The following is a 24,981-nucleotide window of genomic DNA, read 5'->3' as shown; positions in this document are numbered from 1 at the left end:
TATCCTCCCGCGAGAACCCGTCGACGGAAGACTAACCAGACAGTGCGAGGCTGTCACCACATAAAGAAACGGCGGGCGCGAGGCCCGCCGTTCCAGTGTTGGTATCGGAACCCGATCAGAACCGCAGGCGCGCAGTGACCGAGAAGCGTCGGCCAAGTACGTCGTAGGTCGACGGGTAGGTGTTGCCCGAGTTCTGGGCGGTCGTCCCGATGTAGGAGCTCACGTTCGGCGGTTCCTTGTCGAACAGGTTGAACACACCGAATGTAAGATCCATGTTTTCGCTGACATCGGCCCGCGCGTTGAGATCGAAGTAGCTGTACGACGGAATCGACAGATAATCCTCGAGAATGCCCTCGGGATCCGCCGCTTCCTCATACCGCACGCCATCGATCCAGCGCCAGCGCAGCGAGATTGCGCCGAAGCCGTCGATGTTCGCAGTGGCGCGCGCATTGACAGCCCACTCGGGAACGATCTCACCGTTGAAGAAGCTGCAGTCGGAACTGTACTGACCGACGCACTCACGGTTGACCGAGGTGGGGCTCGCCTGGAACTTGATCGAGTCGACCCAGTTGACGCCGACGTCAAAATCTAGCCCACCGAAGCCTGTCGGAAGCCCATATGTGATCCGAGCATCGACACCTTTGGTGACGATCGTTCCCTGATTGGTGAGCGGAAGGAGCAACCCGGGTGTATCGCCGCCGCCGTTGAGCGAGCCGTTGAGCGGGTTACGCCCAATACGCTCGCACGCCGGCGAATCGGGGTTCGGGTTGGTATACTCGGGGGCTGCATTGGTCCCCGAGTTCGTACCGAAACACGGGGTTATCACGTCGCCTGTGGTAGGTGAGGTGATCGCGTCTTCCACCTTGATATTGTAATAATCCGCGGTGAGCGTCAGGCGCGGAATAAACGAAGGCGTGAAGACCAGTCCCAGCGTGTAGCTCTTTGCCGTTTCCACATCCAGGTCCGGGTTGCCGCCGCTGGTGGCGTTGACCTGGCCTGCCGATGGCGACGGAATTGAGCCGATCGAGCCTGCCGGTGCTCCCTGAGCAATACAAATGCTCTCCAGCGTTGGATTGGTCGCTGCGTAAGCACCTTGGCAAGGATCGTTGGCGAGCGTCGCGAGGCCCGTCGTCACCGGCAGATACAGTTCCGAGATATTCGGCGAACGTACTGCTCTCTGGTAGATGCCACGGAACTTGAGGCCCTCGAACGGCTCAATATTACCGCCAGCCTTCCAAGTCGTGCTGCCACCCGTGTTCGAGTAGTCCGAGTAGCGGAGACCTGCCTCGATGGTGGCACTGTGGATGAACGAATCCTCAATCAGCGGAATGAGGATCTCGCCAAAGACTTCCTTGACGTCGTAACCGCCCGAATAGCTCGGGGACGGCGCGCCGGTGCCCAGCACTTCGTCCTGGGTGCCGAACGAAACGTCCGAGATCTGCGAGGCACCATAGTCACGGTACTCCGCACCGATAGCAATGCCGATCGGCGTTGCCGCACCCAGGAAGCCTTGCTCGGTCAGATCGCCGCTGATGCTGGCGTTGACCACCGTGAGCGAGGTCGACACGGTATTGCCGGCCGGCTGATTGAAGAACGCGATCGATTCTGCCGAAACGTCTTGACCGTCGCCGAACAGGTTGATCGGCACGCATCCGTTCGACGGGTCGGCGCAAGTGTTGGCGTCGATCGCGCGCAGAGCCTGCTGAACGCGCGACTTGAGGCCCCAGTTGATATTCCGCTGATTACGGTCCGATTCGCCGTATGTGGCATAGACGTCGTAGTCGAGCAGTGAAGTCAGTCCGCCACGGACGCCTGCCCAGATCTGGAACTGATTGGTGGTGTAGGTGGTCTCGCGAGCCCCTTGCTCCACCAGACGGCGGTTAATGATGGTCGGAACCTCAACATAGTTCGGATCCTCTGGATCCGTTGCGGCTCCGGCCGCCGCGCAGGTCGCCGCATCGATACCGTTGTCGGCGCAGAGGCTGTTGCGGATCGCGTCGGTGATGAACGGATTGTTTAGCGGGAACTGCCAAGTGTCGCCGAACAGACCGGACGGCGCGAGACGGAGCTTCACCTCGGCCTTGGTGAACATGCCTTTGGTGTAGAGCTCGATACCGTCGGAGACTTCGTAATTCGCGGTCGCGAATACATTGAACCGCTCGAGCGGGGTCTGGAAGTAGTTGTACGGTGCGAAATCGAACGTGTTGTATGTGGGAACCAGGGTGCCCGTGTCAGGATCGTACTGGTCACCGTTCAGCCTGGTCGGAAGGGTGGTGCCTGAACCGACTTCGGAGCCGTCGACGAAGAACACCGTGCTTGAAATGTCGCGATCGCCCTGGAGGACCGGATTGACGTTCTGATAACCGATGCTCACCGCAACGTTGCCGCGACCATCGTCGAAGCCCGCGCCAAGAGTCACGTCTGTGCGGAACCGGCGGCCATCCCCACGCTCCGTGATACCCATCGTGCTGGAGATTTCGGCGCCCTGGAAGTCGTCCTTGAGAACGAAGTTGGCGACACCCGCGATGGCATCAGCACCATACACTGAAGACGCGCCGCCGGTCACCACTTCGACCCGCTCGACGAGCGCAACCGGAATGATGTTGAGGTCGGTGGTGCTGGTGAGCGTGCTGGGCACGATGCGCGTACCATCCAGCAGGACGAGGTTGCGGTTGGTGCCGAGGCCGCGCAGGTTGAGCGCGGCGAAGCCGCCGCTGCCATTGTTGACGTTGTTGCCGAACCCGGGAACCACGCCCGGCAGGTCAACGAGAAGCTCTTCAGCATTGGTCGCCTGATCGATCGCGATATCTTCGGCACCGACAACCTGGACCGGGCTCGATTGCTCAAGGTTAGGATTGGTGATGCGCGAACCCGTGACGACGATCGTCGGCGGCGCTGACGCTTCGGCGCCCTCTTCGCCCTCGGCGGTCTGCGCGAACGCGGGTGCGCTCGCCAGAGCCAAGCCGAGCGCGATAGGCGCTGCGCCAGCCTTGAGAATGGTCAGATTCCTCATGTGACTTCTTTCCCCTCTGATGCGCCCGTGCGACGGGCGCTGTTACAGGCTTGAAGCTGCAGCGAGGCGTGCGTGAAGCACGCACTTCGCCAGCTGTTCGACGGGATGCCTCTCACCGTGACGCGCCGCAAATCCTAATCGGGCGAACGCCGAAGATTGGCCGGCGTTGTCGCCATTTTGCAACATGAGTGAAGTTGGGCGATTCTGGCCGCTTCCTTCCCCAATTCGGGTCCCGCTTGACCGCGTCCCGCAGGCTACCTAACCGGATTGCAATGCGAAACCGGTCGGGGAGAGTAGGATGACTATCGCTTATATCGTCGATGCTGTTCGCACGGCGGGAGGGCGTCGTGGTGGAAAGCTGGCTGGTGTCCACCCGGTTGACCTCGCGGCGAAGTCCCTCGATGCGCTGGTGGAGCGTACCGGCGTCGATCCGGCGCGTATTGACGATGTGATCATGGGCTGCGTCACGCAGGCGGGCGAGCAATCGATGCACGTGGGACGCAACGCGGTGCTTGCCTCGAAGAGGCTCCCGCAGTCGACCCCCGCGGTGACGATCGACCGCCAGTGCGGATCGAGCCAGCAGGCGATCCAGTTCGCTGCGCAGGCGGTGATGAGCGGCACGCAGGACGTCGTCATCGCCAGCGGCGTCGAAAGCATGAGCCGCGTACCCATGGGATCGAACCTGACGTTCCACATGAAGGAAGGCCTGGGCACCTACAAGTCGCCGGGCCTGGAGGAGAAGTTCCCGGGGGTTACGTGGTCGCAATTCATCGGCGCCGAGATGATCGTCGAGAAGCACGGCTTCACCAAGGATGACCTCGATCGTTTCGCGCTGGGAAGCCATCGAAAGGCGATCGCTGCGACGGAAAGCGGCGCTTTCGAGAGGGAGATCGTGCCGATAGAGATCGAGACGCCCGACGGGCCGCAGATGCACACCGTGGACGAAGGCATTCGTTTCGACGCTACGCTCGAGAGCATTGCAGGCGTCAAACTGCTCAGCGAAGGCGGGGCGATCACTGCCGCCACCGCCAGCCAGATCTGTGACGGATCGAGCGCGGCGCTGATCGTATCCGAAAAGGTCCTGAAGGAGCAGGGTCTGACCCCGCTCGCGCGGATCGCGAATCTCACCGTCACGGCGGGCGATCCGGTGATCATGCTCGAGGAGCCGCTGTTCGCGACCGACCGCGCCTTGCGGAGGGCGGGCATGACGATCGACGATATCGACCTCTACGAGGTAAACGAGGCTTTCGCGCCGGTGCCGCTCGCGTGGCTCAAGCATACCGGAGCGGACCCTGAGCGGCTTAACGTTAACGGCGGAGCCATCGCACTCGGCCATCCACTTGGCGCCTCGGGGACAAAGCTGATGGCGACGCTCGTCCACGCGCTCAAGGCGCGCGGCAAGAAGTACGGGCTCCAGACCATGTGCGAAGGCGGCGGCGTCGCCAACGTCACGATCGTGGAGGCGCTTTAGACGTCGAAGCATGGTGATTCGTGAGGAAGTCCCCACGTAGCGGGGACCTCTGGCAAGTATTGCACGAGACCCGCCTGCGCGGGGGATCAGGAAGAGGAATACAAGAATGGAAATCGGCAGCAACACTCCCGCGGTCGTCACCGGCGGTGCCTCGGGCCTCGGCGAAGCCACAGCGCGCGCGCTTGCGGCGAAGGGTGCCAAGGTCGCGATCTTCGATCTGCAGGAAGAGAAGGGTAAGAAGGTCGCCGCGGAGATCGGCGGTACGTTCTGCGAATGCAACGTGACCGACGAGGCTTCGGTCGACGCCGCCTTCACCAAGGCGCGCGAAGCGCACGGGCAGGAGCGGATCCTGGTCAACTGCGCCGGTGTCGGCAATGCGATCAAGACCGCAAAGCGCGACAAGCAGACCGGTGAGATCAGCCATTTCCCGCTCGATGCGTTCAACTGGGTGATCCAGATCAACCTCGTCGGCACCTTCCGCTGCATCGCCAAATCGGCGGCGGGGATGATGACGCTCGATCCGTTGTCGGAGGATGGCGACCGGGGCGCGATCGTCAACACGGCCAGTGTCGCCGGCGAAGACGGACAGATCGGCCAGGCGGCCTACTCCGCCTCGAAGGGCGGGGTGATCGGCATGACGCTGCCGATCGCGCGCGATTTGATGGGCGAGGGTATCCGGGTGAACACGATCCTGCCGGGCATCTTCAACACCCCGCTGATGAACGCCGCCCCGCCGCAAGTGAAGGAGGCGCTCGCCGCCTCGGTCCCGTTCCCCAAGCGGCTCGGCAATCCCGAGGAATATGCCAAGCTTGCGCTGTGCATGATCGAGACCGGTTACTTCAATGGCGAGGACGTGCGGCTCGACGGCGGCATCCGGATGGCGCCGCGGTAAGTTTTCGCTGCAGGAGTCCCGCCAAGGGGAGGCCTCGGTCGGCGGTGCTCTTCCGCCTGAGGCCCCGTCTTCGCGGCGGCTCGTGCCATCGGAAGGTAAGGGTCATGCACGACTTCACGCAGATCAAACTGGACATCGACGACGGCATCGCGACGATAACGCTCCATCGGCCGGAGAAGATGAACGCTTTCACCCGCACGATGATGGCGGAGATCATAGCGGCGATGGACGCGATCGACGCAGACGACGACGTGCGAGCGGTGATCTTCACCGGACACGGCGACCGCGCATTTTGCGCCGGGGCCGATCTTACGCCGGAAGATGGCGCCAAGCCCTTCGCGAGCAACGAAGCGGTCGACGACCTGTCCGATCCGCTCGTGCGCGACGGCGGCGGGCAAGTGACCCTGCGCCTGTTCAACTCGACCAAGCCGCTGATCGCCGCATGCAACGGTGCGGCCGTGGGTATCGGGGCGACGATGCAACTTGCGATGGACATTCGCCTGGCCGCGGACACGGCGCGGTACGGGTTCGTCTTCGCGCGGCGCGGGATCGTGCCCGAAGCCTGCTCCAGCTGGTTCCTGCCGCGGCTCGTTGGTATTCAGCAGGCGCTCGAATGGACCTACACCGGGCGGATCTTCGATGCGCAGGAAGCGCAGGCGGCGGGGCTGGTGCGGTCGATCCATCCGCAGGACAAGCTGATCGGTGAGGCGAGAGCGCTGGCGCGCGAGATTGCGGAGAATACTTCGGCCGTGTCGATTGCGCTGACACGGGCGATGATGTGGCGTCTCTCGGCTGCGGAGCATCCGATGATGGCGCATCGGATCGACAGCCGCGCGATCTATCGCATGGCCAGGAGCGCGGACGCAGCCGAAGGTGTCGCCAGCTTCCTGGAAAAGCGGCCTCCGGAGTTTCCGCTGAAGCCATCGCGCGACATGCCCGACTTCCACCCCTGGTGGAACGAGCCGGGTTACCGATAATCCGCGTGTCCGCGCTGGGCGGCGGTTGTCAACGCAGGCGGTTGCAGTAGAAACGAACTCCATGACCGAACCCGATGACCGTTCCGGTCGGCTCCAGCTCGACCGCTTCTTGCCCTATCAGCTCTCCATCGCCTCCAACGCGGTGAGCAACCGGATTGCGGAAATCTACCGCGATCGGTTCGACCTGAAGATCCCGGAGTGGCGGATCATGGCGGTGCTGGGCGATACGGGGGCCGCGACGCAGCGCGAGCTGACGGAGCGCACACTGATGGACAAAGTCGCGGTCAATCGCGCCTGTCGCACTTTGGAGGAGCGCGGCTTCATCGAGCGCGAGCCCAACGCAACCGATGGCCGCTCGCACCATCTCGAGCTCACCGGGCAGGGCCGCTCGATCTACGACCGGATCATGCCGTTGGCCCTGCAGATGGAGCAACAGCTCTTCGCATCGTTTTCGGCCGTGGAACGAGAGATCTTCGCGCGCCTCCTGCTCCGCGTTCGTGAGCAGGCGGGCGCACTCGAGCCGGAGGGCGAGAGCGTCCTGGCGCCCCGCGCCAGTTCAGCCTGACGCTATTTCCCCGGACCGGACGCGAAGGCGTCGCTGATCGAGCAGGCCGCCGGCCCCAGGATCACGATGAACAGCACCGGCAGGATGAAGAGGATCAACGGCACCGTCATGATCGCGGGCAAGCGTGCGGCTTTCTCTTCCGCGCGCATCATGCGCTCATTGCGGAACTCGGCCGAGAGTACTCGCAGCGCCGATGCCAGCGGAGTCCCGTAGCGTTCGGTCTGCACCATCGTCGTGACCACCCCGCGCACTGATTCAAGGTCCACCCGGTATGCGAGATTGTCGAATGCCATCTTGCGCTCGGTGAGGAACGAGAGTTCGATCGCGGTCAGTGCGAACTCGTCGCCGAGTTCGGGATAAGCGCGCCCCAGTTCCTTCGCCACCCGGTTGAAGGCGGTGTCGACAGTCAGGCCTGCCTCGGCGCAGATCACCAGCAGGTCGAGCGCGTCGGGCAGACCTTTGCGGATCGCGTCGGTCCGCTTTGTCGCCTTGTTCTTCAGGAAAATCTCAGGAGCCTTGTACCCGGCGAACAGCAGGGCGCCCATTGCACCGGTCCGCTTGATCACCCCCCAGTCCGGGAAATAGTCGATCACGTAGATGAGCATTATGCCAAGCCCGCCGAGCAGGAGCGGCAGCAGGATACGACCGGCGATCACGTAGACCGCCAGTTCCTTGTTGCGGTAGCCGGCGTGGGCGAGCTGCTGCTGGATGACCTCGATTTGGCTTTGCTGGAGGACCTTCATCCCCGCCAGCGTGTCCTTGAGCTTCTCGGTGCCCTCGGTCTTGTGAACGAGACTCTGGCGCTTGCGGGCATTGGCTTTGACAATGCCCGCTTTCAGTTCGTCGCGGCGCGCATTGAGCGCCTTCACCCGGCGCGCCATCGGATCCTTCACCGTAATGGCGGCATAGATCGCGAACAGCACGGCAAGCGCCGCGATTCCTGCAAGGATCGAGCCGACGAGAATGACGTCGAAACCGAGGAGGGTGGGGCCGGATGGCGTGTCGGGCATGTCCTGTCCTCGCTCAGATCTCGAAGCTGACCATCTTGGCCATGATGAAGCCGCCGATCGACATCCACACCAGTCCGCCGAGGCCGGTAACGATCAGCCGATCGTCTTCGAAGAAGCCGCCGATGTAGCCGGGATTGATCCACCAGATCATCGCGAAGACGAGGAACGGCAGTGCCCCGACGATGTAGGCCGACGCCTTGGATTCGGAACTCATCGCGCGGATCTTCAGCTTCATCTGCGCGCGCTTGCGCAGCACGTCGGCGAGATTGCCGAGCGTCTCCGCCAGGTTGCCGCCGGTCTCGCGCTGGATTGCCAATGCGATGCAGAAGAAGTTGAACTCGGGAATTCCGAGCCGGTCGGCAGTGTCCTGAAGGGCTTCCTCCATCGAGCGGCCGATCTTGACGCGCTCGACCACGCCCTTGAACTCGATCCCGACCGGGCCGGGGACTTCCTGCGCCACCACCTGCAGCGTTTCGGTGACCGGCAGACCAGAGCGGAGGCCGCGCACCAGCAGTTCGATCGCATCGGGGAATCGCGCGTTGAAGGCGTTGGTCCGCTTCTTGATGAGATGACCCACCACGAAATGGGGGATGCCCGCGCCGACCAACAGGCCGATACCGAGCGAAAGCATTGCCGCTCCCGAACGCAGGTACATGATCACGGCCACGGCGAGCGCTATGCCCAGCGAGGTGTAGATGTACTGGGTGACAGTCCATCTCTTCCCGGTCCGGTCCAGCCGGAGGGCAAGCGCCTCTATCCTCGATTCCGAGCCGGCAACTTTGTGCATCCTTGGCTTGCGCGCAGCGATCGCCTTCTTCAGCTGCGATTCGACCTTGGTGTCGGTGCTTTCGGAATGGCGATAGCGTAGCGCTTCGACCCGGCGCTGTGCCGCCTTTGCCACCGAAGGGCCGGCCATCAGCAGATAGCCGATGATCAGAAGGCTTATCAGCCCGCATCCGACCAGCAGGAGCTGGATGATATTCATGCTCGTGTCCTGCCCTTCCCGGCTCTAGCGGTGGGGGATTGCTCCGCCGCAAGACCGCGCACCATCACTCGGCCGCCACCGCGACCTTCTTGTCCTTCTTCGCCAGCAGCGACTTGAGGTCGAAGCTGCCGAGCAGCGACTTCTTCCCGGACGAGTCGTTGTCCTGCCCCTCGTCGCTCGCTCCGATCACGCGGTCGGCCACCTGCCGCATGGCGGCGGCGGCTTTGCTGGCGGGGCTGGTGTGGACGAAGGTTTGCCCCAGCTTGGCGGCATTCGTGGCGGTCTTGACGTCGTAAGGCACCGCGAAGTCGATCTCCCGTTCGATCGACGCCTCGAAGTCGGCCCTGCCGATCTCGGAGACAGCGGTCTGCAGCTTGTTCGCCACTACGATCGGCTGCGCGTGCGGCGCATGGGCCTTCAGCCACGAAAGAATGCGGATCGTGTCGCGCGCCGAAGCGAGAGTGAGCTCGGTCGCAAGAACAACGACGTTCACCTCCGCCAGCAGATGAGGGAAGTTGATCAGCATATTGCGCGGCAGATCGATCACCGTCATCTCGAACGCCTGGCGGAACTCCTCCTCCAGTTGGATGAAAGCGGAACCGTCGGTCATCAACGGTGCGCTGATCGGAGCCTCCGCCGAGAGGATGGCCAGGTTGTCGTTCGCGCGGATCATCGCGCGCTCGATGAACAGTCCATCGATGCGGCTGGGATTGTCGATCGCGTCGGTCAGGCCGCGGCCGGGCTCGAGATCGAGTGCCAGAGCACCGGTGCCGAAGTGTACGTCGAGGTCGAGCAAGGCGGTCGGCAGCTTGTGATCTGTGCTGAACAGCCAGGCGAGCGACGTCGCCAGCGTCGATGCGCCCACACCGCCGCGCGTGCCCACGACCGCGGTCGAGATGTGCCTCTTGGCCGTCTCCGGATCGCTCGCGCGCGGCGCTGCGAACACCGCCTGCGCGTGGTTCAATGCGTCGCGCAGTTGCCCGGCCGACAGCGGCTTGAGCAGGTAGTCGTGAATTCCGCTCGCGAGCAGGTCGCGATAGAGCCGGACGTCGTTGACCTGGCCGATCGCGATCACCACGGTTCCCGGTTCGCAGACTTCGGCCAACGCGTTGATGTCGTTCAGCGGATCGCCGCTCTCGGACAGATCGACCAGCAGGATGTTCGGGCTTGCGGTGACCGAAAGCGACTGCACGGCGTTGCGCAGGCCGCCCTTGGCGCACTTCTCCGGCTGCCAGCCCATTTCGACGACCACCGGCCGCAGCACGTCGAGTGCCGCCTCGTCACAGATGAAGGCTGCGAACGGGTCGCGGTTTCCGCCAGCTTTCCAAGGGGCATTCATGATTCAGTTTCCTCCGCCAGCGCTGTCCGACGCGGCGAGGCCGCCTTCGCCGGTCGGTGCTTGTTCACGGTAGCTGTTGATGGCCTTGCTCGAGCTCATGACCACGGTTTCGCCGGTGCCCTTCTGACCGCTGATCAGATCTTCGGGATTGGCGATCATCGCGGCCATGTTGCCGTTTATGGCGCAACCGTAGTTCGGAGAGGTGGCATTGGTGTAGTTCATGTCCGACTTGGCGGACCAGTCGGGGCAACCGGCGACCTGCGCGCTCGAACGCGTGAGCACGACGCGGGCGTTGCCCGGCTCGACGTGCCCGGCCGTGACGGGAGCGCCGTCGCTGAGCAGGATGCCATGGCGCGCGGCGAGTGTGGCGACCGCCTCGCGCGTCGCCCCATTGCCTGTCGGATCGTCGACTGCGACCCGGTCGCCGTAGCGAAGGTCCATCGCCTGGAACCAGTCGGCAAGGCGCTGCTGCTCCGGAATCGGCAAACCGCCGGCGGTTGCCTGCACGTCGAGCACGTAGTTGGTCCGTTCGACCACCGGCTGTTTCGTCGAATAGAGGCTGCGGTTCTGCGGCATGCTGCCACACGCGGCCAGCGACAGACCCAATGAGAGGGCGATCGCGCCTGCAAGCTTGCGATTGATAGCCTTGGACATCGTGGTCACCTTTCTCACTTCAGGCTGAAGCCGGGCGTGGCGCTTTCCGCCTGACGCTGTGCACGGCCGGAGGAGCCCGGGAGCACGGCCTGCGGATCGATGCGCGAGACGCCGGGCTGCGGGGCCTCGCGGTCGACTGCGCGGGGTGCTGGACGCTGCTCGCCGCTGACCCCCGCGTTTTCCCGGTAGCCGAGCAGGCCCTCGAGCTCGTTCGCGGCGTGGAAGCCGTCGGTCGGTAGTGCGATGTCATTGGCATCGACCGGATTGACCAGATATGGCGTCACGACGATCACCAGCTCGGTTTCGCCTTTGCGGAACTGGCGCGAGCGGAACAGGTTGCCGAGGATCGGTACGTCGCCCAGGCCGGGTGCCTTGTCGATCGAGTTCTGCGCGCTGTTGCTCATAAGGCCGGCGATCATGAAGCTCTGCCCGGAGCCGAGTTCCACAGTCGTTTCGGCGCGCCGGATGGTGAGCGCGGGGATCTGGAAGTTGTCCATCATCACCGCGCCCTGGCTCGAAAGCTCGGAGACCTCCGGCCGCACACGGATCGAAATGCGTCCATTGGCGAGCACGACCGGCGTGTAGGCCAGGCTGACGCCGAACTGGCGGTATTCGATCGCCGTGGTGCCGAGACCCTGGCTGATCGGGATCGGGAACTCGCCGCCGGCGAGGAATTCGGCCGTTTCCCCCGAGAGGGCGGTAAGGTTGGGCTGCGACAGGGTGGTCAAAAGTCCGTTTCGCTCGGCGAGGTCGAGAGCGCCGGCAAGATCGAGACCAAGGAATCGACCGAAGCCGGCAATGGTCGTACCGCCTTCCATGCCGGTCACGACGGACGTACCCTCGGTCGCCTCGGTGACGCCGGTGAAGACGCCGCCGCCCGGAGCGTATTGCGGAAAGGGCGAGCGACCCGTGGTCACACCGAATTTGAACCCGTTCGTTCCGTCGAAGCTTGCCAGATTGGCGCCGATGGCGCGAACCAGCGAGCGGCTGACCTCGGCGAAGCGGACCTGCAGATTGACCTGCAGCGGCGTCGCCATCTTGAGACGGCTGATCACGTTCATTTCGTCGCCGACGAACGCCTGAACCAGACGCTCGGCCTCGGCCGCGTCTTCCGGAGCCGCCACCGTGCCCGTCAGCAGTACGGTGTTGGTGCCCATCGTCGCGGTGGAGATCTGCGCTTCCGGCATCGCAAGCGCCAGCATCTGCGGAATGCTGTCGATGTTCGATCCGACGCGCACGTTTGCCGACCAGATGACATCGCCCGCTGCATTGCTGGCGTAGATCGTCGTCTCGCCACCCGATTTGCCAAGAACGAAGAGCTGGCGCTGCGACTTGACCTGAACGTCTGCGACCGCCTCGTTGGCGACGAAGACGTCGGCCATCGTGCCGGGCACGCTGACCAGTTCACCGCGGCCAATCGAGAGGACGATGCTCTGCGAAGGGGTGGAGACCGTCTGAGCGTTGGCGACGGTGACGGGCAAGCTTCCGATCGGAGCCAGTGCGGCACCGGCAAACAGCGCAGTTGCTAGAAGGCGGCGTTTCATCATCTTGCCCCTCGATTGCATGTCGCGTGTGCGACAGGCGGAAAATGCATGGATGCGGCGCATGTCAGTTCTTTCCTACCGGCACTTCGACAGTCGTCTTCCCGCGGGTGACACGGACGGTCGGGCCGCTGCGGACCGGTGCTGAATCGCGCCCGACACTCGGCACGCCCATCGAAGCAGGCTCGGGTGCAGCCGGCCGCATCGCGGGCATGGAAGAACGCTGGAAACGCGAGACGTCGCCGCCGGTGACGTAAGTCGAACCCTGATCGATGGGGCGTGCCATCGCCTGGCGCAGCAGCTTTTCCTCTTCTTCGGGCGTGGCATCGTCCGGGACCTTGATCTCGCCCGCGGCGATCGCGCGTTCCAGTTCGGCTTCGCTGTCGGCGATCGCGCGAAGCGACAGGCTCAACGTGCCTACGGTCTGCGCCACGGCGACCTTCTCGGCGATCCTCGGCGTCACTTCGAGAGTGACGGTGCGGAATGCGCGGACAACGGTCTGGCCGTCGACGATTTCCTGCGTGGTCGACTGATCGGTCGCGAGTACGCGCAGATTGCGCAGAATGGTTTCCGACGCCTTGAGCGCCTGGCCGTCGTCGCCCTTGACGGTTTGCGTCAGCACGAGATCCACCCGGTCGCCCGGGAAGACAAAGCCTGCCACGCCCGTCTGTGCCGACACGGGAACGGTGACGGCGCGCATGCCCGGGCCGAGCGCGGCGGCGAGAAAGCCGCTGTCGCCGGGTTTCACTAGGGAACCCTGTGTCACCGGTTCGCCTGCGGTGATCGGGAGGCGCACCACGGTGCCGAGCAGACTGGAGATATCCGCTTCGCCATCGATGAAGTACGCATCCTGCACGAGGTCCTCGGGCCAGGTCTGGAAATTGAGCGCATCGGCGGTGATGATCGTGCCCGCCGGCAGGGCGCGCTGGGCGACGAGCACCCGCGGCCCCTGGGGCACCGGCGGCGCTGCCTCGACCTGAGGCGCGGCCGCTCCGGCAAACATGCTGCGGGCCGCCAGGGCCGTACCGATCGCAATGACCAGCGCACCGAGCAGCAGAACCAGCTTCTTCCTGTCCATGGCTTATGAAGCCCCCTCGTCATGCCCGCGGAACTGCGGGCGCGTCCGGATTTCGTTACTAAATCGAACTGGTTAAAATGGAGTTCACCCCGAATTGGCGGCGATCGCGGCGGCCGGGAGATAGTGAATGCTCAACACCCACAGGCCGCCGCAGGAGATTGCTACGCCATAGGGGACCGCCAGTCGGTCGCGGTGCCGGCGCATGACGTGCCAGGCGCCCAGCACGACGGTCAGAACACCGCCCGCCAGCGCCATGACGATCAACAGCTGCAGGAACAGACCAGGTTCGATCCACAGCGCCAGCGCGGTGAGCAGCTTGACGTCGCCGCCGCCCATGACCCGCAGTGCGAACAAGCCGGCGAGCACCGCGAAGGCGGCAAATGCAACGCCGAGTTGGATCGCCGCCCCGGGCCACAGCGAGACGCCGCTGGCCCACCAGAACAGCGGTGCGCCCAGCGCGATCGCACCATTGAGCCAGTTGTCGATCTGCCGTCGGCGAATATCGGTAAACGCCGCGATGAGCAGCGCGATTGCCAAGGCTACGAGCAGCCCGTAGTGGAAATAGCCGTCCGGCATCGAAACCCCCGATGGTCCCCCGTCAGGTGCCGGTGTTACAGAGGATGGCTTACCAAAGAGTAACCATCCGCAGGAGGGCGGTATTAGCCAGGTGCAGGAAGCCGACGTGAACAGCGATGCGATCGACCGCCGCGCGATTCCTCCACATGCCGTCGAGAGCCGCTGGATGGCCCCTGACGAATACGCCATCCGCCGCATCGACTGGTCCGGCGATGCCCGGCACCCGCGGGGATCGATCCTGTTTCTGCCAGGGCGGGGTGATTGCTACGAGAAATATCTCGAAACGCTCGAGGAATGGCATCGCGCCGGCTGGCGGGTAACCGCGTCGGACTGGCGTGGGCAGGCCGGGTCCGGCCGATTGGGGAGCGACGCCGTCACCGGCCATGTCGACGACTTCTCTCGCTGGGTGGACGATCTCGGGCATCTCTGGACCCAGTGGAGCGCGGAGACGCCGGCTCCGCACGTCTTGATGGGGCACTCGATGGGCGGTCATCTGGTCCTGCGGGCCGTTGCCGAGCAGCGGGCGCATCCCGATGCGATGGTGCTGTCTGCCCCCATGCTCGGCTTCTACGGCAGCGTCCTTCCGGTCAGCTGGATGCATCGGGTCGCGAAGGCGATGCTGCGTTTCGGCGACCCCTCGCGGCCCGCATGGAAGTGGAGCGAGAAACCCGGGGAGGTCCCCGCAACGCGGATAAACCTGCTTACGCACGATGCGGAGCGCTATCAGGACGAGCTGTGGTGGCGCGAGCAGCGTCCCGAACTGGTCATGGGCCCCGGGAGCTGGGGCTGGGTCGAGCGCGCCTACGAGTCGATGCGCCTGCTCTACGCACCGGACGTGCTGGAATCGATCCGCACGCCCCTGCTCATGCTCGGGACCACGAGCGACAGGTTGGTCGATATGATCGCGATCGAGGCCGCCGCGCGCCGCCTGCCGAATGGCGAACTGCTCGCGTTCGGCAAGGAGGCGCGGCACGAAATCCTGCGAGAGGTCGATGCCGTGCGTGACCGCGCGATGGAGGCGATTGCCGATTTCCTTGCCCGCGCCGCTCCGCCGAAAGCGTAGGTCCGGCTTGGGAGAACGGTTCGATATCGCGATCGTGGGCGCGGGCATGGCAGGAGCAAGCCTTGGCGCCGAACTCGCGCCGCACGCCAGCATACTCATGCTCGAGGCCGAAGACCGGCCCGGCTACCACGCCACGGGCCGGTCGGCTGCGTTCTGGGAGGAATGCTACGGCGGTCCGGAGGTGGTGCCGCTCACGCTCGCATCGGGCCCGTACCTGCGGGACCACGGATTTCTGAGGCGCCGCGGCGCGGTCTATGTGGGGCGTGGCAGCGACGCGGGAGCTCTTGACGCTTTCGTCGAGCGCTTTCGTGCAAGGGGGGCAACCATCGAGCGGATCGGGCGTGAGGTGCTCGAGGCGCATATCCCCGGCTTGCGCCCCGCCTGGACCGGTGGCGTATGGGAACCGGCGTGCTCCGATATCGACGTGGCCGGGCTCCATGCGCATTACCTCGCCCGCTTCGCCCGCGCCGGAGGCACGCTCCGGACGCGTGGGCGGGTCGAGCGTCTCGACCGCACCGGCGACGGATGGGTGGTCGCCGCGGCGGGCGCGGAGTTCCAAGCTGCCCTTCTGGTGAACGCGGCGGGCGCCTGGGCCGACGGCATTGCCGCACTGGCCGGCGTGCCGGCCGTCGGCATCTCGCCGCTGCGACGCACGGTCGTGCAACTCCGCGTCGCTCCTTCGCCGCCCGACGACATGCCGCTCGTTCTAGATATCGAGGGCGGGTTCTACTTCCGGCCCGAGAACGGACGGCTCTGGCTCAGCCCGCAAGACGAGACGCCCTCCGCGCCGTGCGATGCCGCGCCCGAGGAGCTCGCCGTGGCCGAAGCGATCGACCGGCTGCAGCAAGTGGTCGACTGGCGCGTCGAGGCGGTCGAGCGCAAATGGGCGGGTTTGCGCAGCTTCGCGCCCGACCGGCGCCCGATCTACGGATTCGATCCGGCGGATCCTTCCTTGTTCTGGTTCGCCGGGCAGGGCGGCTTCGGCATCCAGACGGCGCCCGCTGCTGCACGCCTGGGCGCGCAACTGCTGCTCGGCGCCAGCCGTGACGGGATGACGGCAGGCCTGGACCCCGAGCTCTATTCTCCGGCGCGATTCAGGCCATAAAGCGAGTTCGTGGCTTATTTCATGTTCAACGCGGAGGCGGTCTTCTGGACGGAAGGTTACACGAGCAAGGCCAGCGCGAAGAACGCCATCGGGTCGATCAAGAAGAACGGACCGGGCGCCGAGACCATCGACGAGAGCTGAGGTCGGACGCCGAGGTCAGGAGGCCATCTCGCGCGCGATCCGGTCGGCCTCGTCGCTCGCCAGTCGGTCGACGCGCTCGTTCTCGGGGTGACCCGAATGCCCTCTGACCCACTGCCAGGTGATTTCGTGGCGCCCCGCGACTTCGATCAGCTCGTGCCACAGGTCGGCGTTGCGTACGGGCTTCTTGCTGGCGTTCGTCCAGCCCCGCCGCTTCCAGCCCTCGACCCACTTGGTGATGCCATCGAGCAGGTACTTGCTGTCCGAATAGAGAGTCACGCGACAGGGCTCGGTGAGAGCCTGAAGCGCGCGGATCGCGGCGGTCAGTTCCATGCGGTTGTTGGTCGTGTCGCTTTCGGCGCCGGCGAGCTCCTTCTCGTGCCGTCCCATGCGCAGCAGAGCGGCCCAGCCGCCCGGGCCGGGATTTCCTTTGCACGCACCGTCGGTGAAGATCTCGACCTGCTTCATTGCTCTCGTCCGTACCTCCTCAGCCGCGCGCTCCGAACGGAGCGTCACCCGCTTCGGCGTAGAATTGCCAACGCCGCGCGAAATCCATCGGGTCCTTGCGCGTCACCATCGCGTCGGACGGTGTATCGAGCCAATCCTCGGCGCGGCTCGCGGTGAAGCGCAGACAGGCGCCCTGGGCAAGCAGGGACATCTCCTGCCGTTCGCGCGTGGCGAGCGGCCGAACCGCCTCGTAGCCCTCGATCAGCGTCTTGCCGACCTCAGGCCGATAGCTGGCGCCACGCGCATCGAAGCTCCAGGCGGCATGGGTCACCGCCAGATCATAGGCCATTGCGCCGCTGCATGCGAAATAGAAGTCGATCATTCCCGAGACCCTGTTGCCAAGCATCAGGACGTTGTCGGGAAAAAGATCGGCGTGGATGATCGAGCGTTCGAGATCCCAAGGCCAGTTCTCGGATACCCGCCGCGCCATATCCATCATCCCCGGCAACATGGGATCGATCGATGCCAGCGCCTGCTCCCCGCAACGCTCGAGCGTGTGCCAGTTGAAGCTGGGGTCGAGCGGGTCGGTTCGCTCGAGCGGAAAATCGCGCGAGGCGAGATGAACCTGCGCCAATGCCGCGCCGACTGCCCGCGCCTGCGAAGGCGTCGGCCGCTCGACCGAGACGCCGGGCAGGAATTCGATCAGCGCCACCGCCTTGCCGTCGAGCGTCCGCCATCCCGCACCTTCGCGGTCGTGAATTGTGCGCGGCACCGGGCAGCCGGCCGCTGATAGATGATCGAGCAGACCGAGGAAGAAGGGCAGGTCGTCCAGGTCGATCCGGCGCTCGTACATCGTCAGGATGAATCGGCCGCGATCGGTCTCGATCAGCCAGTTGCTGTTCGACACACCTTCGGCGATGCCCTTGGCCGAAACGAGCGTTCCGACGTCGTAGTGCGCGATCAGATCGGCGAGATCTTCGGCCCCGAGGTGGGTATAGACGGCCATTGCCTTTAGTCGACGAGCTGGCGCGGCAGCTTGAACACCATCTTCTCTTCGGCGGTGACGAGCGTGTGTTCCTCGACCGTGCGCCACTGCGAAAGCTGCTCGACCACCTCGCGCACCAGTTCCTCCGGGGCGGAGGCACCTGCGGTGAGGCCGACCGTTTCAACCCCGTCGAGCCACTCTGGCCGGATGTCGCTCGCGCGCTGGATCAGCTTGGCATCGGTGCCGCAGCGCTCGGCGACTTCGACCAGTCGCAACGAGTTCGAACTGTTCGGGGCGCCGATCACGAGCACGAGATCGCTATCCGGCGCAATCGCCTTGACCGCGGCCTGGCGGTTGGAGGTTGCGTAGCAGATGTCCTCCGCCTTGGGCCCGACGACATGCGGGTACTTCGCCTGAAGCGCCACGACGATTGCCCGGGTATCGTCGACCGACAGCGTGGTTTGCGTCAGGAACGCGAGAGGCTGATCAGGCGGAAAGTCGAGCGCTTCGACGTCTGCCACCGTTTCGACCAGCGTCATCCTGCCTTCGGGCACCTGGCCCATCGTGCCGATGACTTCCGGGTGCCCCCTGTGGCCGACGAACACGATGTGGCGTCCCGCCTCGATCTGCCGCTCCGCCTGGCGGTGGACCTTGCTAACCAGTGGGCAGGTCGCGTCGAGGTAGTCGAGCCCGCGCCGCTCCGCTTCGGCAGGGACTGCCTTGGGCACACCATGCGCGCTGAACACGACCGGCGCACCGTCGGGGACCGAATCGAGTTCCTCCACGAACACCGCGCCCTTCGCCTTGAGGGAATCGACCACGTAGCGGTTGTGGACGATCTCGTGACGCACATAGACCGGCGGTCCATAGCGTGCGAGCGCACGCTCGACGATCTCGATCGCCCGGTCGACCCCGGCACAAAACCCCCGCGGCGCGGCGATCAGAAGGGTCAATGCGGCGCGCTCCTCGGCACGGTCGCGGGATTGCAATGGGGCATTCATATCCGCGCCTCTAGCGCTTTGCCGCGCGCGTCGCTAGGGCGGCGAGATTGGAATTCGAAGGAAGCCTTGCATGAAACCGAGCCGCCGCCTCTTCGCCCCGATCGCCCTTGCCGCAGCGCTGGCGGGTTGCGCGGGCGAAGGCGATCTCGTCATCGACCAGGGCGTCGGCATCACCGCAGTGCGCACCGCATGCCCGGCCGTGGGCGTGCCCGATTATACCGGCGACGTCACGCTGTTCCGAACCCCCGGCCAGCCCACGGCTGGTAATATCGATGTCACGGCAACGATCACCAATCTGCGCAGCACCTGCAATGAAACCGGAGAACGCATCTATTCAGAAGCGACCTTCGATGTGCTCGCACGCCGCACCGACACGAGCGAAGCGCGCCGGGTCGAGCTTCCCTACTTCTCCACTGTCCTGCGCGGCGGCTCAGCCGTGCAATCGAAGCGCGTAGGCACCATCGTGGTCGATTTCGCGGCCGGGCAAGAGCGTGCGCAGGGCCGCGGTGTGGCCGGCGCGTTCATCGACCGGGGCGCCGCGACGCTGCCGGAGGATATTCGCGAGCGGATCACCCGCCGCCGCGAACCGGGCGATCCCGACGCCGCGCTCGACCCGCTGGCTGATCCCGAGGTCCGGGCGGCGCTCGACCGCGCGAATTTCGAGCTGCTGGTCGGGTTCCAGCTCACGCAGGATCAACTGACCTACAACGCCACGCGCTAGGTCCTGAGCCTACGGCGCACGGTAGGCGCTCGCGGGGGCGGGCGCTTGCGCTTTGCGGCATTTCGTCTAACCGCGCGGGCCATGCCCGAACACAAGATTTCCCAACGCAAGACCCTGCATGCCGCCTTTGCGGCGAAAGTCGATGCCGTGCTCGCCGCGCTCGAAGCCGAAGGCGCGCTGCCCGCAGGCAGCCCGCGGGCCAATGTCGCGGTCGAGCCGCCGCGCGATCCGAGCCACGGTGACCTTGCCACAAACGCCGCAATGGTCCTGGCGAAGCATGCCGCCACCAATCCGCGCGCGCTGGCGGAGAAGGTCGTCGCCCACCTCGAGCGCGATCCGGACATCGAAAGCGCCGAAATCGCCGGCCCGGGCTTCATCAACCTGCGCCTGTCCGACGCTGTCTGGCGCGACGAACTGGCCGCGATCGCGGAGCTCGGCGCTGACTACGGCCGGTCGACGCTCGGCACCGGCACGCGCGTCAACATCGAATATGTCTCGGCCAATCCGACGGGGCCGATGCACATGGGGCACTGCCGCGGAGCCGTGGTGGGCGACGCGCTGGCCGCGCTGCTCGAGTTTGCCGGGCACGAGGTGGTTCGCGAATACTACGTCAACGATGCCGGTGGCCAGGTCGACGTGCTCGCCCGCTCGGTGCACCTGCGGTACCGTGAGGCGCTGGGCGAGGACATCGGCGCGATCCCGGAAGGGCTCTATCCCGGCGATTACCTGAAGCCGGTCGGCGAAACACTCGCGGCGGAACTCGGCGACACGTATCGCGATGCACCCGAAGGCGAGTGGCTGCCCGAATTCCGCGCCCGCGCGGTGGCGGCCATGATGGACCTGATCAAGACCGACCTCGCGCTGCTCGGCATCCACCACGATGTGTTCGCCTCCGAAGCCGAGCTCCAGCGCGCCGGGAAGCCGGCGCAGGCGGAAGCATGGCTGCGCCAGCACGATCTGGTCTACGACGGCATTCTCGAAGCGCCCAAGGGCAAGACGCCCGAGGATTGGGAGCCGGTCGAGCTGCCGCTGTTCCGCTCGACCAAATTCGGCGACGATCAGGACCGCCCGATCCGCAAGAGCGACGGAAGCTGGACCTACTTCGGCGCCGACCTCGCTTACCACATGCAGAAGGCCGAAAGCGCGGACGCGCTGATCGACATCTGGGGTGCGGATCACGCGGGCACGGTGAAGCGGATCAAGGCCGCCGTCGCCGCGCTCAGCGAGGGCGCCAAGGAAGAAAGAGGGGGCAAGCCGATCCCGTTCGACGTGAAGCTGGTGCAGATGGTCCAGCTTCTACGCGGCGGCGAGCCGGTGAAAATGTCGAAGCGCAGCGGTACCTTCGTTACGCTTGCGGACGTGGTGCAGGAAGTGGGCAAGGACGTGGTCCGTTTCACCATGCTCACCCGCAAACCCGAAGCGCAGATGGAATTCGACTTCGCGAAGGTTGTCGAGGCGTCGAAGGACAATCCGGTCTTCTACGTGCAGTATGCCCATGCCCGGATCAGCTCGACGCTGCGCAAGGGTGCTGCGGAGGGCGTGTCTCCATCGGCAGACGCAGTCGCTCGCCTGGGTGATGAGGAACTCGCGCTGGTCAAGCAAGCGGCGCAGTTCCCGCGCATGGTCGAAGCCGCGGCACAGGCGCGCGAGCCGCACCGCGTCGCCTTCTTCCTCTACGATCTGGCGGCGGCGTTCCACGCTTACTGGAATCTCGGCAACGATACCCCGGCGAAACGCTTCATCGTGGCACAAGATGCCGAGCTGTCCGGCGCAAGGCTTTTCCTCGCCGCGCAGATCGGGCAAGTTGTTCGCAATGGCCTCGCGTTGCTGGGGGTGGAGGCCGTCGAGGAGATGTGACGATGACGGGGCGGGGCGGAAACATCGAAGAGGGCGGGCCGGTGGCCGGCGACTCGGAAGAAGACGGCGAGGCCATGGAAACCCATGAACTCGAACTCGATGACGACGAGCGGCTGCCGTGGCTCGAATCTGCCGATGACGAAGAGGACGGCCAGGGCGTCGATGCCGGCAGGGTCGTGGGTTTTGCGCTTCTTGCGCTGCTCGCGCTTGCGGTCCTCCTAGGCGGCGGCTGGTATCTGCTGAGGGAAACGGGCGACCGTGATTTCGTGGCCGATGGCAGCACGATCGAGGCTCCCGAAGGCCCCTACAAGGAGCGGCCCGAGGAGCCGGGCGGCCGCGTTGCCCGGGGCACAGGCGACATCGCGCCGGCGGTCGGCGAGGGACAAAGCCGGGAGGGACGCCTTGCGCAGGATCAGGACGTACCCTCGCCGAGTGCGCCAGCCACCGGGGATGACGGCGACGAAGAGGCATCGACCGGCGTTGCGGTGCAGGTCGGCGCGTTCTCCAATCGGGAGACGGCGCAACGCGGCTGGGCCACCCTCACGCGTCAGACGGAAGCGCTGAGCGGGGTGAAGCATCGCATCGTCGAGGGCAGGGCCGACATCGGCACCGTCTACCGCCTTCAGGCCCTCGCAGTCGACGTCGCCGCTGCGAGGCGGCTGTGCGACGCCTTGCAGGCCGATGGAGTGGCCTGCCAGGTCAAGCGCTGAGCCGGCCACAGGCGCTATCCACACCGCAGCTGGCCACCCCGCTTGCGGCCCGCGCGGATTGCTGCGATTCCGCGAACCATGACGCCCGCGATTTTCGGACTGTCCGGGGCCACGCTGACCGCCGAGGAGCGCGGCTTCTTCCGTGAGGCGGATCCCGCGGGCTACATCCTGTTCGGCCGCAATTGCGAAACGCGCGAGCAGCTGCGCGCGCTCACCGACTCCCTGCGCGAGTTACACGGGCGCGAGCGTCTGTTCGTCTGCATCGATCAGGAAGGCGGCCGGGTAGCCCGCCTGCGCCCGCCGCAATGGGCCGGTTACCCTGCCGGCGCCGCGTTCGACCGGCTCTATCAAATCGCGCCGGCAAGCGCGATCGAGGCGGCGCGCGTCAATGCGGAGGCCATGGCGCTCGAGCTATCCGCTATGGGCATCACCATCGATTGCCACCCCTCGCTCGATGTGCGCCAGGAAGGGGCGCACGACGTGATCGGGGATCGCGCGCTGGGCAGTGAACCCAGGCAGGTCGCTGCCCTCGGACGCGCGATTCTCGACGGGCTCGCGCGGGGCGGCGTCGCCGGTTGTATCAAGCACATGCCAGGCCACGGCCGTTCGAGCACCGACACGCACAAGGAGATGCCGACGGTTACCGCGAGCGAGGCGGAGCTGGAGACCGACCTCGCGCCTTTCCGCGCGTTGGCGGACACGCCGGTCGGCATGACCGGCCATCTGTTGTTCCGCGCATGGGATGCCGACAATCCGGCGACTCTTTCGCCCAGGATTGTGAACGACGTGATCCGGGGGCGGATCGGCTTCGACGGCCTTCTGCTGACCGACGACATCGACATGGAGGCGCTCTCCGGCACGGTTCCCGAGAGGGCGGAGCGCGCCATTGCCGCGGGCTGCGATGTCGTGCTCAACTGCTGGGCGAAGATGGACGACATGGCGGCGATTGCCGAGCGGCTGCCCGCCTTGCCCGCACCGGGACTGAAACGCCTCGAACAGGCACTCGACGGCACACAAGTACGCGAGAGCGACGGAGAGGCCGCCGATCTCCTGGCCAAGCGGGACGCCTTGCTCGCGCTGACAGGACAGGCGGCGTGACCGAAGACGGCCTGCTCTTCGATATGGCCGCCGGCCCCGATGCCGACGATGATGAGAGCTGGTCCGGCGCCGGGGCGGGCGAGACCGAGAACACTGCGCTCTATCTCGAGCTCGACGGATGGGAAGGGCCGCTCGACCTGCTGCTCGACCTCGCGCGGCGGCAGAAGGTCGACTTGCGCTCGATCTCGATCCTCGCGCTGGTCGACCAGTACCTCGGCTATATCGAGCGGGCGGAGGCGCTGCGGCTGGAGCTGGCGGCCGACTACCTCGTGATGGCGGCCTGGCTTGCTTATCTGAAATCCGCCCTGCTCCTGCCGAAGGAGGAACAGGAGGACCCGAGCCCCGAAGAGCTTGCGCTGCGGCTGCAGCTGCGGCTCCAGCGGCTGGGCGCGATGCGTGAGGCGGCTGCGCGATTGATGGCGCGCGACCGGATCGGGCGCGACGTCTTCGTTCGGCCCGCGCCGGAGGGCCTGCGGATCGACCGTACGACCCAATGGACCTGCGACTGGTACGCGCTCGTCCAGGCCTACGGCCAGGTCAAGGCGCGCACCGCACCGGCGATCCACATGGTCCGCGAACGGCCGGTTATGACGCTCGAATCGGCGCTCGACCGGGTCTCGGCGATGCTCGGTGTCACGCTCGACTGGATGGAGCTGCGCGATTTCCTGCCGCCCCACGCCGAGCCGCGCCTGCGCCGCTCGGCGCTCGCATCGAGCTTCGTGGCGGCGCTGGAACTCGCGCGGATGGGCAAGGCGGAGCTGGCGCAGGAGGAAGTGTTCGGCCCGCTTCGTTTGCGGCGGACGCCTGCGTGACGGCGGCCGTGGACGAACTCCAGCGCGCGATCGAGGCGACGCTGTTCGCCGCCGAGGAGCCGATGACGGTCGAGGCGCTGGCGGGGCATCTCGGCGATGCCGATCCGGGCGATATCCGTGAGGCGCTGCGCGAACTCGCCGCCAGCTATGAACCGCGCGGCATCCGCCTGGTCGAGCGCGCCAAACGCTGGCATTTTCAAACGGCGCCCGATCTCGCGCACCTCCTGAGGCGCGAGCGCGAGCAGGTTCGCCGCCTCAGTCGCGCGGCGACCGAGGTGCTCGCGATCGTCGCCTATCACGAGCCGGTCAGCCGCGCGGAGATTGAGTCGATCCGCGGTGTGCAGACGTCCTCCGGCACACTCGATGTTCTGATGGAAGCGGGCTGGGTGCGTGCGGCCGGTCGGCGCGAGGTGCCCGGGCGGCCGGTGATCTACGCGACGACGCCCGAGTTCCTGCAGCACTTCGGCCTCAAGTCGCGGCGCGACCTGCCCGGTATCGACGAACTGCGTGCCGCGGGCCTGCTGGATCCGGTGGACGAGGCCTACGAAGCGATCGCGGCGGGCGAGGATATTGCCTCCGAGACGGAAACGCAGGGGCGAACGGCGCCTTCGACGTGAATCCGCGCCCGCTCCGCGCTGGCGCAAGGCGGTCGAAAGGCCTATATCGCCCCCAAGCAACGAAAGGTTTCCCATGTCGCTCGGCCCCTGGCAGCTCATCATTATCGCGCTCGTCATCCTCGTCCTCTTCGGGCGCGGGCGCATTTCCGAAATGATGGGAGATTTCGGCAAAGGCATCAAAAGCTTTAAGGAAGGGATGAACGAGGAAGACGGCAAAGCGTCGAAGCCGGCGCCGCGGATCGAAGGCCCGGCCCACGAGGCAAAGCCGGCATCCGAAGCGGCGACCGATGCGAAGCCGGCGGAAAGCCGCGACAACAGCCGTTGAT

25 protein-coding genes are annotated in these 24,981 nt (G+C 65.5%); 14 read left to right on the top strand and 11 right to left on the bottom strand.

Annotated features, from left to right (window positions below):
• Nucleotides 1-115: 115 nt before the first annotated feature.
• Complete coding sequence (locus ETX26_RS09165; RefSeq protein ID WP_129524407.1) at nt 116-3,013, bottom strand: TonB-dependent receptor domain-containing protein; 2,898 nt, start codon at nt 3,011-3,013, stop codon at nt 116-118.
• 298 nt (nt 3,014-3,311) lie between these two features.
• On the opposite strand from ETX26_RS09165, the gene ETX26_RS09160 reads away from it, so the two are divergent.
• The 4 genes from ETX26_RS09160 (at nt 3,312) to ETX26_RS09145 (ending at nt 6,918) form a co-directional block, all read left to right on the top strand.
• Nucleotides 3,312-4,484 (top strand): acetyl-CoA C-acetyltransferase, encoded by a 1,173-nt coding sequence (locus tag ETX26_RS09160; RefSeq protein WP_129524406.1) that lies wholly within the window; start codon nt 3,312-3,314, stop codon nt 4,482-4,484.
• A 106-nt stretch (nt 4,485-4,590) separates the two neighbouring features.
• Nucleotides 4,591-5,376 (top strand): SDR family NAD(P)-dependent oxidoreductase, encoded by a 786-nt coding sequence (locus ETX26_RS09155; protein WP_129524405.1) that lies wholly within the window; start codon nt 4,591-4,593, stop codon nt 5,374-5,376.
• 104 nt (nt 5,377-5,480) lie between these two features.
• On the top strand, nt 5,481-6,353 hold the full coding sequence (locus tag ETX26_RS09150; protein WP_129524404.1) for a crotonase/enoyl-CoA hydratase family protein: 873 nt from the start codon (nt 5,481-5,483) through the stop codon (nt 6,351-6,353).
• 61 nt (nt 6,354-6,414) lie between these two features.
• Complete coding sequence (locus ETX26_RS09145) at nt 6,415-6,918, top strand: MarR family winged helix-turn-helix transcriptional regulator (RefSeq protein ID WP_129524403.1); 504 nt, start codon at nt 6,415-6,417, stop codon at nt 6,916-6,918.
• A gap of 2 nt (nt 6,919-6,920) precedes the next feature.
• Here ETX26_RS09145 and ETX26_RS09140 read toward each other — a convergent pair whose 3' ends face one another.
• The 7 genes from ETX26_RS09140 to ETX26_RS09110 all read right to left on the bottom strand — a co-directional run bounded on the left by ETX26_RS09140 (nt 6,921) and on the right by ETX26_RS09110 (nt 14,101).
• On the bottom strand, nt 6,921-7,928 hold the full coding sequence (locus tag ETX26_RS09140) for a type II secretion system F family protein (RefSeq protein WP_129524402.1): 1,008 nt from the start codon (nt 7,926-7,928) through the stop codon (nt 6,921-6,923).
• A 13-nt stretch (nt 7,929-7,941) separates the two neighbouring features.
• Entirely contained in the window at nt 7,942-8,913 is a 972-nt protein-coding gene (locus ETX26_RS09135) for a type II secretion system F family protein (protein WP_129524401.1), read from the bottom strand.
• 64 nt (nt 8,914-8,977) lie between these two features.
• Nucleotides 8,978-10,252: a pilus assembly protein CpaE gene (locus ETX26_RS09130; RefSeq protein ID WP_129524400.1), complete on the bottom strand. Its 1,275-nt coding sequence runs from the start codon at nt 10,250-10,252 to the stop codon at nt 8,978-8,980.
• A 3-nt stretch (nt 10,253-10,255) separates the two neighbouring features.
• A complete protein-coding gene (locus ETX26_RS09125; RefSeq protein WP_129524399.1) occupies nt 10,256-10,906 on the bottom strand; it encodes a CpaD family pilus assembly protein in 651 nt (216 codons plus the stop codon).
• Nucleotides 10,907-10,920: 14 nt separating this feature from the next.
• Complete coding sequence (locus tag ETX26_RS09120) at nt 10,921-12,450, bottom strand: type II and III secretion system protein family protein (protein WP_129525313.1); 1,530 nt, start codon at nt 12,448-12,450, stop codon at nt 10,921-10,923.
• A 64-nt stretch (nt 12,451-12,514) separates the two neighbouring features.
• Nucleotides 12,515-13,525, bottom strand: a complete 1,011-nt coding sequence (cpaB, locus tag ETX26_RS09115) for a Flp pilus assembly protein CpaB (protein ID WP_129524398.1) — start codon at nt 13,523-13,525, stop codon at nt 12,515-12,517.
• An 84-nt stretch (nt 13,526-13,609) separates the two neighbouring features.
• On the bottom strand, nt 13,610-14,101 hold the full coding sequence (locus ETX26_RS09110; protein ID WP_129524397.1) for an A24 family peptidase: 492 nt from the start codon (nt 14,099-14,101) through the stop codon (nt 13,610-13,612).
• 82 nt (nt 14,102-14,183) lie between these two features.
• On the opposite strand from ETX26_RS09110, the gene ETX26_RS09105 reads away from it, so the two are divergent.
• The 3 genes from ETX26_RS09105 to ETX26_RS09095 are packed head-to-tail and all read left to right on the top strand — an operon-like array spanning nt 14,184 to nt 16,410.
• The gene (locus ETX26_RS09105; RefSeq protein ID WP_404825312.1) at nt 14,184-15,164 is read left to right on the top strand and encodes an alpha/beta fold hydrolase; all 981 of its coding nucleotides are present in this window, start codon (nt 14,184-14,186) and stop codon (nt 15,162-15,164) included.
• Between the two features lie 46 nt (nt 15,165-15,210).
• Nucleotides 15,211-16,269, top strand: a complete 1,059-nt coding sequence (locus tag ETX26_RS09100; protein WP_404825311.1) for an NAD(P)/FAD-dependent oxidoreductase — start codon at nt 15,211-15,213, stop codon at nt 16,267-16,269.
• 9 nt (nt 16,270-16,278) lie between these two features.
• Nucleotides 16,279-16,410 (top strand): YegP family protein, encoded by a 132-nt coding sequence (locus ETX26_RS09095; RefSeq protein ID WP_225425687.1) that lies wholly within the window; start codon nt 16,279-16,281, stop codon nt 16,408-16,410.
• A gap of 15 nt (nt 16,411-16,425) precedes the next feature.
• On the opposite strand, the gene rnhA is transcribed toward ETX26_RS09095, so the two are convergent.
• From rnhA to ispH, 3 genes are read right to left on the bottom strand one after another with little or no spacing between them, the layout of a single operon-like run.
• On the bottom strand, nt 16,426-16,875 hold the full coding sequence (gene rnhA / locus ETX26_RS09090; RefSeq protein ID WP_129524395.1) for a ribonuclease HI: 450 nt from the start codon (nt 16,873-16,875) through the stop codon (nt 16,426-16,428).
• 19 nt (nt 16,876-16,894) lie between these two features.
• Nucleotides 16,895-17,860 (bottom strand): homoserine kinase, encoded by a 966-nt coding sequence (gene thrB / locus ETX26_RS09085; RefSeq protein WP_129524394.1) that lies wholly within the window; start codon nt 17,858-17,860, stop codon nt 16,895-16,897.
• Nucleotides 17,861-17,865: 5 nt separating this feature from the next.
• A complete protein-coding gene (ispH, locus tag ETX26_RS09080) occupies nt 17,866-18,840 on the bottom strand; it encodes a 4-hydroxy-3-methylbut-2-enyl diphosphate reductase (protein ID WP_129524393.1) in 975 nt (324 codons plus the stop codon).
• A gap of 70 nt (nt 18,841-18,910) precedes the next feature.
• Here ispH and ETX26_RS09075 point away from each other — a divergent pair, with 70 nt between their 5' ends.
• From ETX26_RS09075 to tatA, 7 genes are all read left to right on the top strand, one after another.
• Entirely contained in the window at nt 18,911-19,561 is a 651-nt protein-coding gene (locus tag ETX26_RS09075) for a hypothetical protein (RefSeq protein ID WP_129524392.1), read from the top strand.
• An 81-nt stretch (nt 19,562-19,642) separates the two neighbouring features.
• Nucleotides 19,643-21,418 carry an arginine--tRNA ligase gene (gene argS, locus ETX26_RS09070; RefSeq protein ID WP_129524391.1) on the top strand — a complete coding sequence of 592 codons (1,776 nt, stop codon included), beginning with the start codon at nt 19,643-19,645 and terminating at the stop codon, nt 21,416-21,418.
• 2 nt (nt 21,419-21,420) lie between these two features.
• Nucleotides 21,421-22,128: an SPOR domain-containing protein gene (locus ETX26_RS09065; RefSeq protein ID WP_129524390.1), complete on the top strand. Its 708-nt coding sequence runs from the start codon at nt 21,421-21,423 to the stop codon at nt 22,126-22,128.
• A 78-nt stretch (nt 22,129-22,206) separates the two neighbouring features.
• The gene (nagZ, locus tag ETX26_RS09060) at nt 22,207-23,226 is read left to right on the top strand and encodes a beta-N-acetylhexosaminidase (protein ID WP_129524389.1); all 1,020 of its coding nucleotides are present in this window, start codon (nt 22,207-22,209) and stop codon (nt 23,224-23,226) included.
• A 23-nt stretch (nt 23,227-23,249) separates the two neighbouring features.
• On the top strand, nt 23,250-24,038 hold the full coding sequence (locus ETX26_RS09055) for a segregation and condensation protein A (RefSeq protein ID WP_129525310.1): 789 nt from the start codon (nt 23,250-23,252) through the stop codon (nt 24,036-24,038).
• Nucleotides 24,035-24,655, top strand: coding sequence for an SMC-Scp complex subunit ScpB (gene scpB, locus ETX26_RS09050; protein ID WP_129524388.1), 621 nt, complete (start codon nt 24,035-24,037; stop codon nt 24,653-24,655). The genes ETX26_RS09055 and scpB overlap by 4 nt, the downstream gene beginning before the upstream one ends.
• A gap of 73 nt (nt 24,656-24,728) precedes the next feature.
• Nucleotides 24,729-24,980 carry a twin-arginine translocase TatA/TatE family subunit gene (tatA, locus tag ETX26_RS09045; RefSeq protein WP_129524387.1) on the top strand — a complete coding sequence of 84 codons (252 nt, stop codon included), beginning with the start codon at nt 24,729-24,731 and terminating at the stop codon, nt 24,978-24,980.
• The last annotated feature ends 1 nt before the right edge of the window (nt 24,981 follow it).

This window comes from Pelagerythrobacter rhizovicinus, from assembly GCF_004135625.1.
GTDB lineage: Bacteria > Pseudomonadota > Alphaproteobacteria > Sphingomonadales > Sphingomonadaceae > Pelagerythrobacter > Pelagerythrobacter rhizovicinus.
The sequence above is the reverse complement of the archived record's forward strand: the minus strand, read 5'-3'. Positions and strand labels throughout refer to the sequence as shown.

Coding starts and splice junctions, on each gene's coding strand:
- ETX26_RS09165 (WP_129524407.1), bottom strand. CDS start 3,013: ATGAGGAATCTGACCATTCTCAAGGCTGGCGCAGCGCCTATCGCGCTC.
- ETX26_RS09160 (WP_129524406.1), top strand. CDS start 3,312: ATGACTATCGCTTATATCGTCGATGCTGTTCGCACGGCGGGAGGGCGT.
- ETX26_RS09155 (WP_129524405.1), top strand. CDS start 4,591: ATGGAAATCGGCAGCAACACTCCCGCGGTCGTCACCGGCGGTGCCTCG.
- ETX26_RS09150 (WP_129524404.1), top strand. CDS start 5,481: ATGCACGACTTCACGCAGATCAAACTGGACATCGACGACGGCATCGCG.
- ETX26_RS09145 (WP_129524403.1), top strand. CDS start 6,415: ATGACCGAACCCGATGACCGTTCCGGTCGGCTCCAGCTCGACCGCTTC.
- ETX26_RS09140 (WP_129524402.1), bottom strand. CDS start 7,928: ATGCCCGACACGCCATCCGGCCCCACCCTCCTCGGTTTCGACGTCATT.
- ETX26_RS09135 (WP_129524401.1), bottom strand. CDS start 8,913: ATGAATATCATCCAGCTCCTGCTGGTCGGATGCGGGCTGATAAGCCTT.
- ETX26_RS09130 (WP_129524400.1), bottom strand. CDS start 10,252: ATGAATGCCCCTTGGAAAGCTGGCGGAAACCGCGACCCGTTCGCAGCC.
- ETX26_RS09125 (WP_129524399.1), bottom strand. CDS start 10,906: ATGTCCAAGGCTATCAATCGCAAGCTTGCAGGCGCGATCGCCCTCTCA.
- ETX26_RS09120 (WP_129525313.1), bottom strand. CDS start 12,450: ATGAAACGCCGCCTTCTAGCAACTGCGCTGTTTGCCGGTGCCGCACTG.
- cpaB (WP_129524398.1), bottom strand. CDS start 13,525: ATGGACAGGAAGAAGCTGGTTCTGCTGCTCGGTGCGCTGGTCATTGCG.
- ETX26_RS09110 (WP_129524397.1), bottom strand. CDS start 14,101: ATGCCGGACGGCTATTTCCACTACGGGCTGCTCGTAGCCTTGGCAATC.
- ETX26_RS09100 (WP_404825311.1), top strand. CDS start 15,211: ATGGCAGGAGCAAGCCTTGGCGCCGAACTCGCGCCGCACGCCAGCATA.
- rnhA (WP_129524395.1), bottom strand. CDS start 16,875: ATGAAGCAGGTCGAGATCTTCACCGACGGTGCGTGCAAAGGAAATCCC.
- thrB (WP_129524394.1), bottom strand. CDS start 17,860: ATGGCCGTCTATACCCACCTCGGGGCCGAAGATCTCGCCGATCTGATC.
- ispH (WP_129524393.1), bottom strand. CDS start 18,840: ATGAATGCCCCATTGCAATCCCGCGACCGTGCCGAGGAGCGCGCCGCA.
- ETX26_RS09075 (WP_129524392.1), top strand. CDS start 18,911: ATGAAACCGAGCCGCCGCCTCTTCGCCCCGATCGCCCTTGCCGCAGCG.
- argS (WP_129524391.1), top strand. CDS start 19,643: ATGCCCGAACACAAGATTTCCCAACGCAAGACCCTGCATGCCGCCTTT.
- ETX26_RS09065 (WP_129524390.1), top strand. CDS start 21,421: ATGACGGGGCGGGGCGGAAACATCGAAGAGGGCGGGCCGGTGGCCGGC.
- nagZ (WP_129524389.1), top strand. CDS start 22,207: ATGACGCCCGCGATTTTCGGACTGTCCGGGGCCACGCTGACCGCCGAG.
- ETX26_RS09055 (WP_129525310.1), top strand. CDS start 23,250: ATGGCCGCCGGCCCCGATGCCGACGATGATGAGAGCTGGTCCGGCGCC.
- tatA (WP_129524387.1), top strand. CDS start 24,729: ATGTCGCTCGGCCCCTGGCAGCTCATCATTATCGCGCTCGTCATCCTC.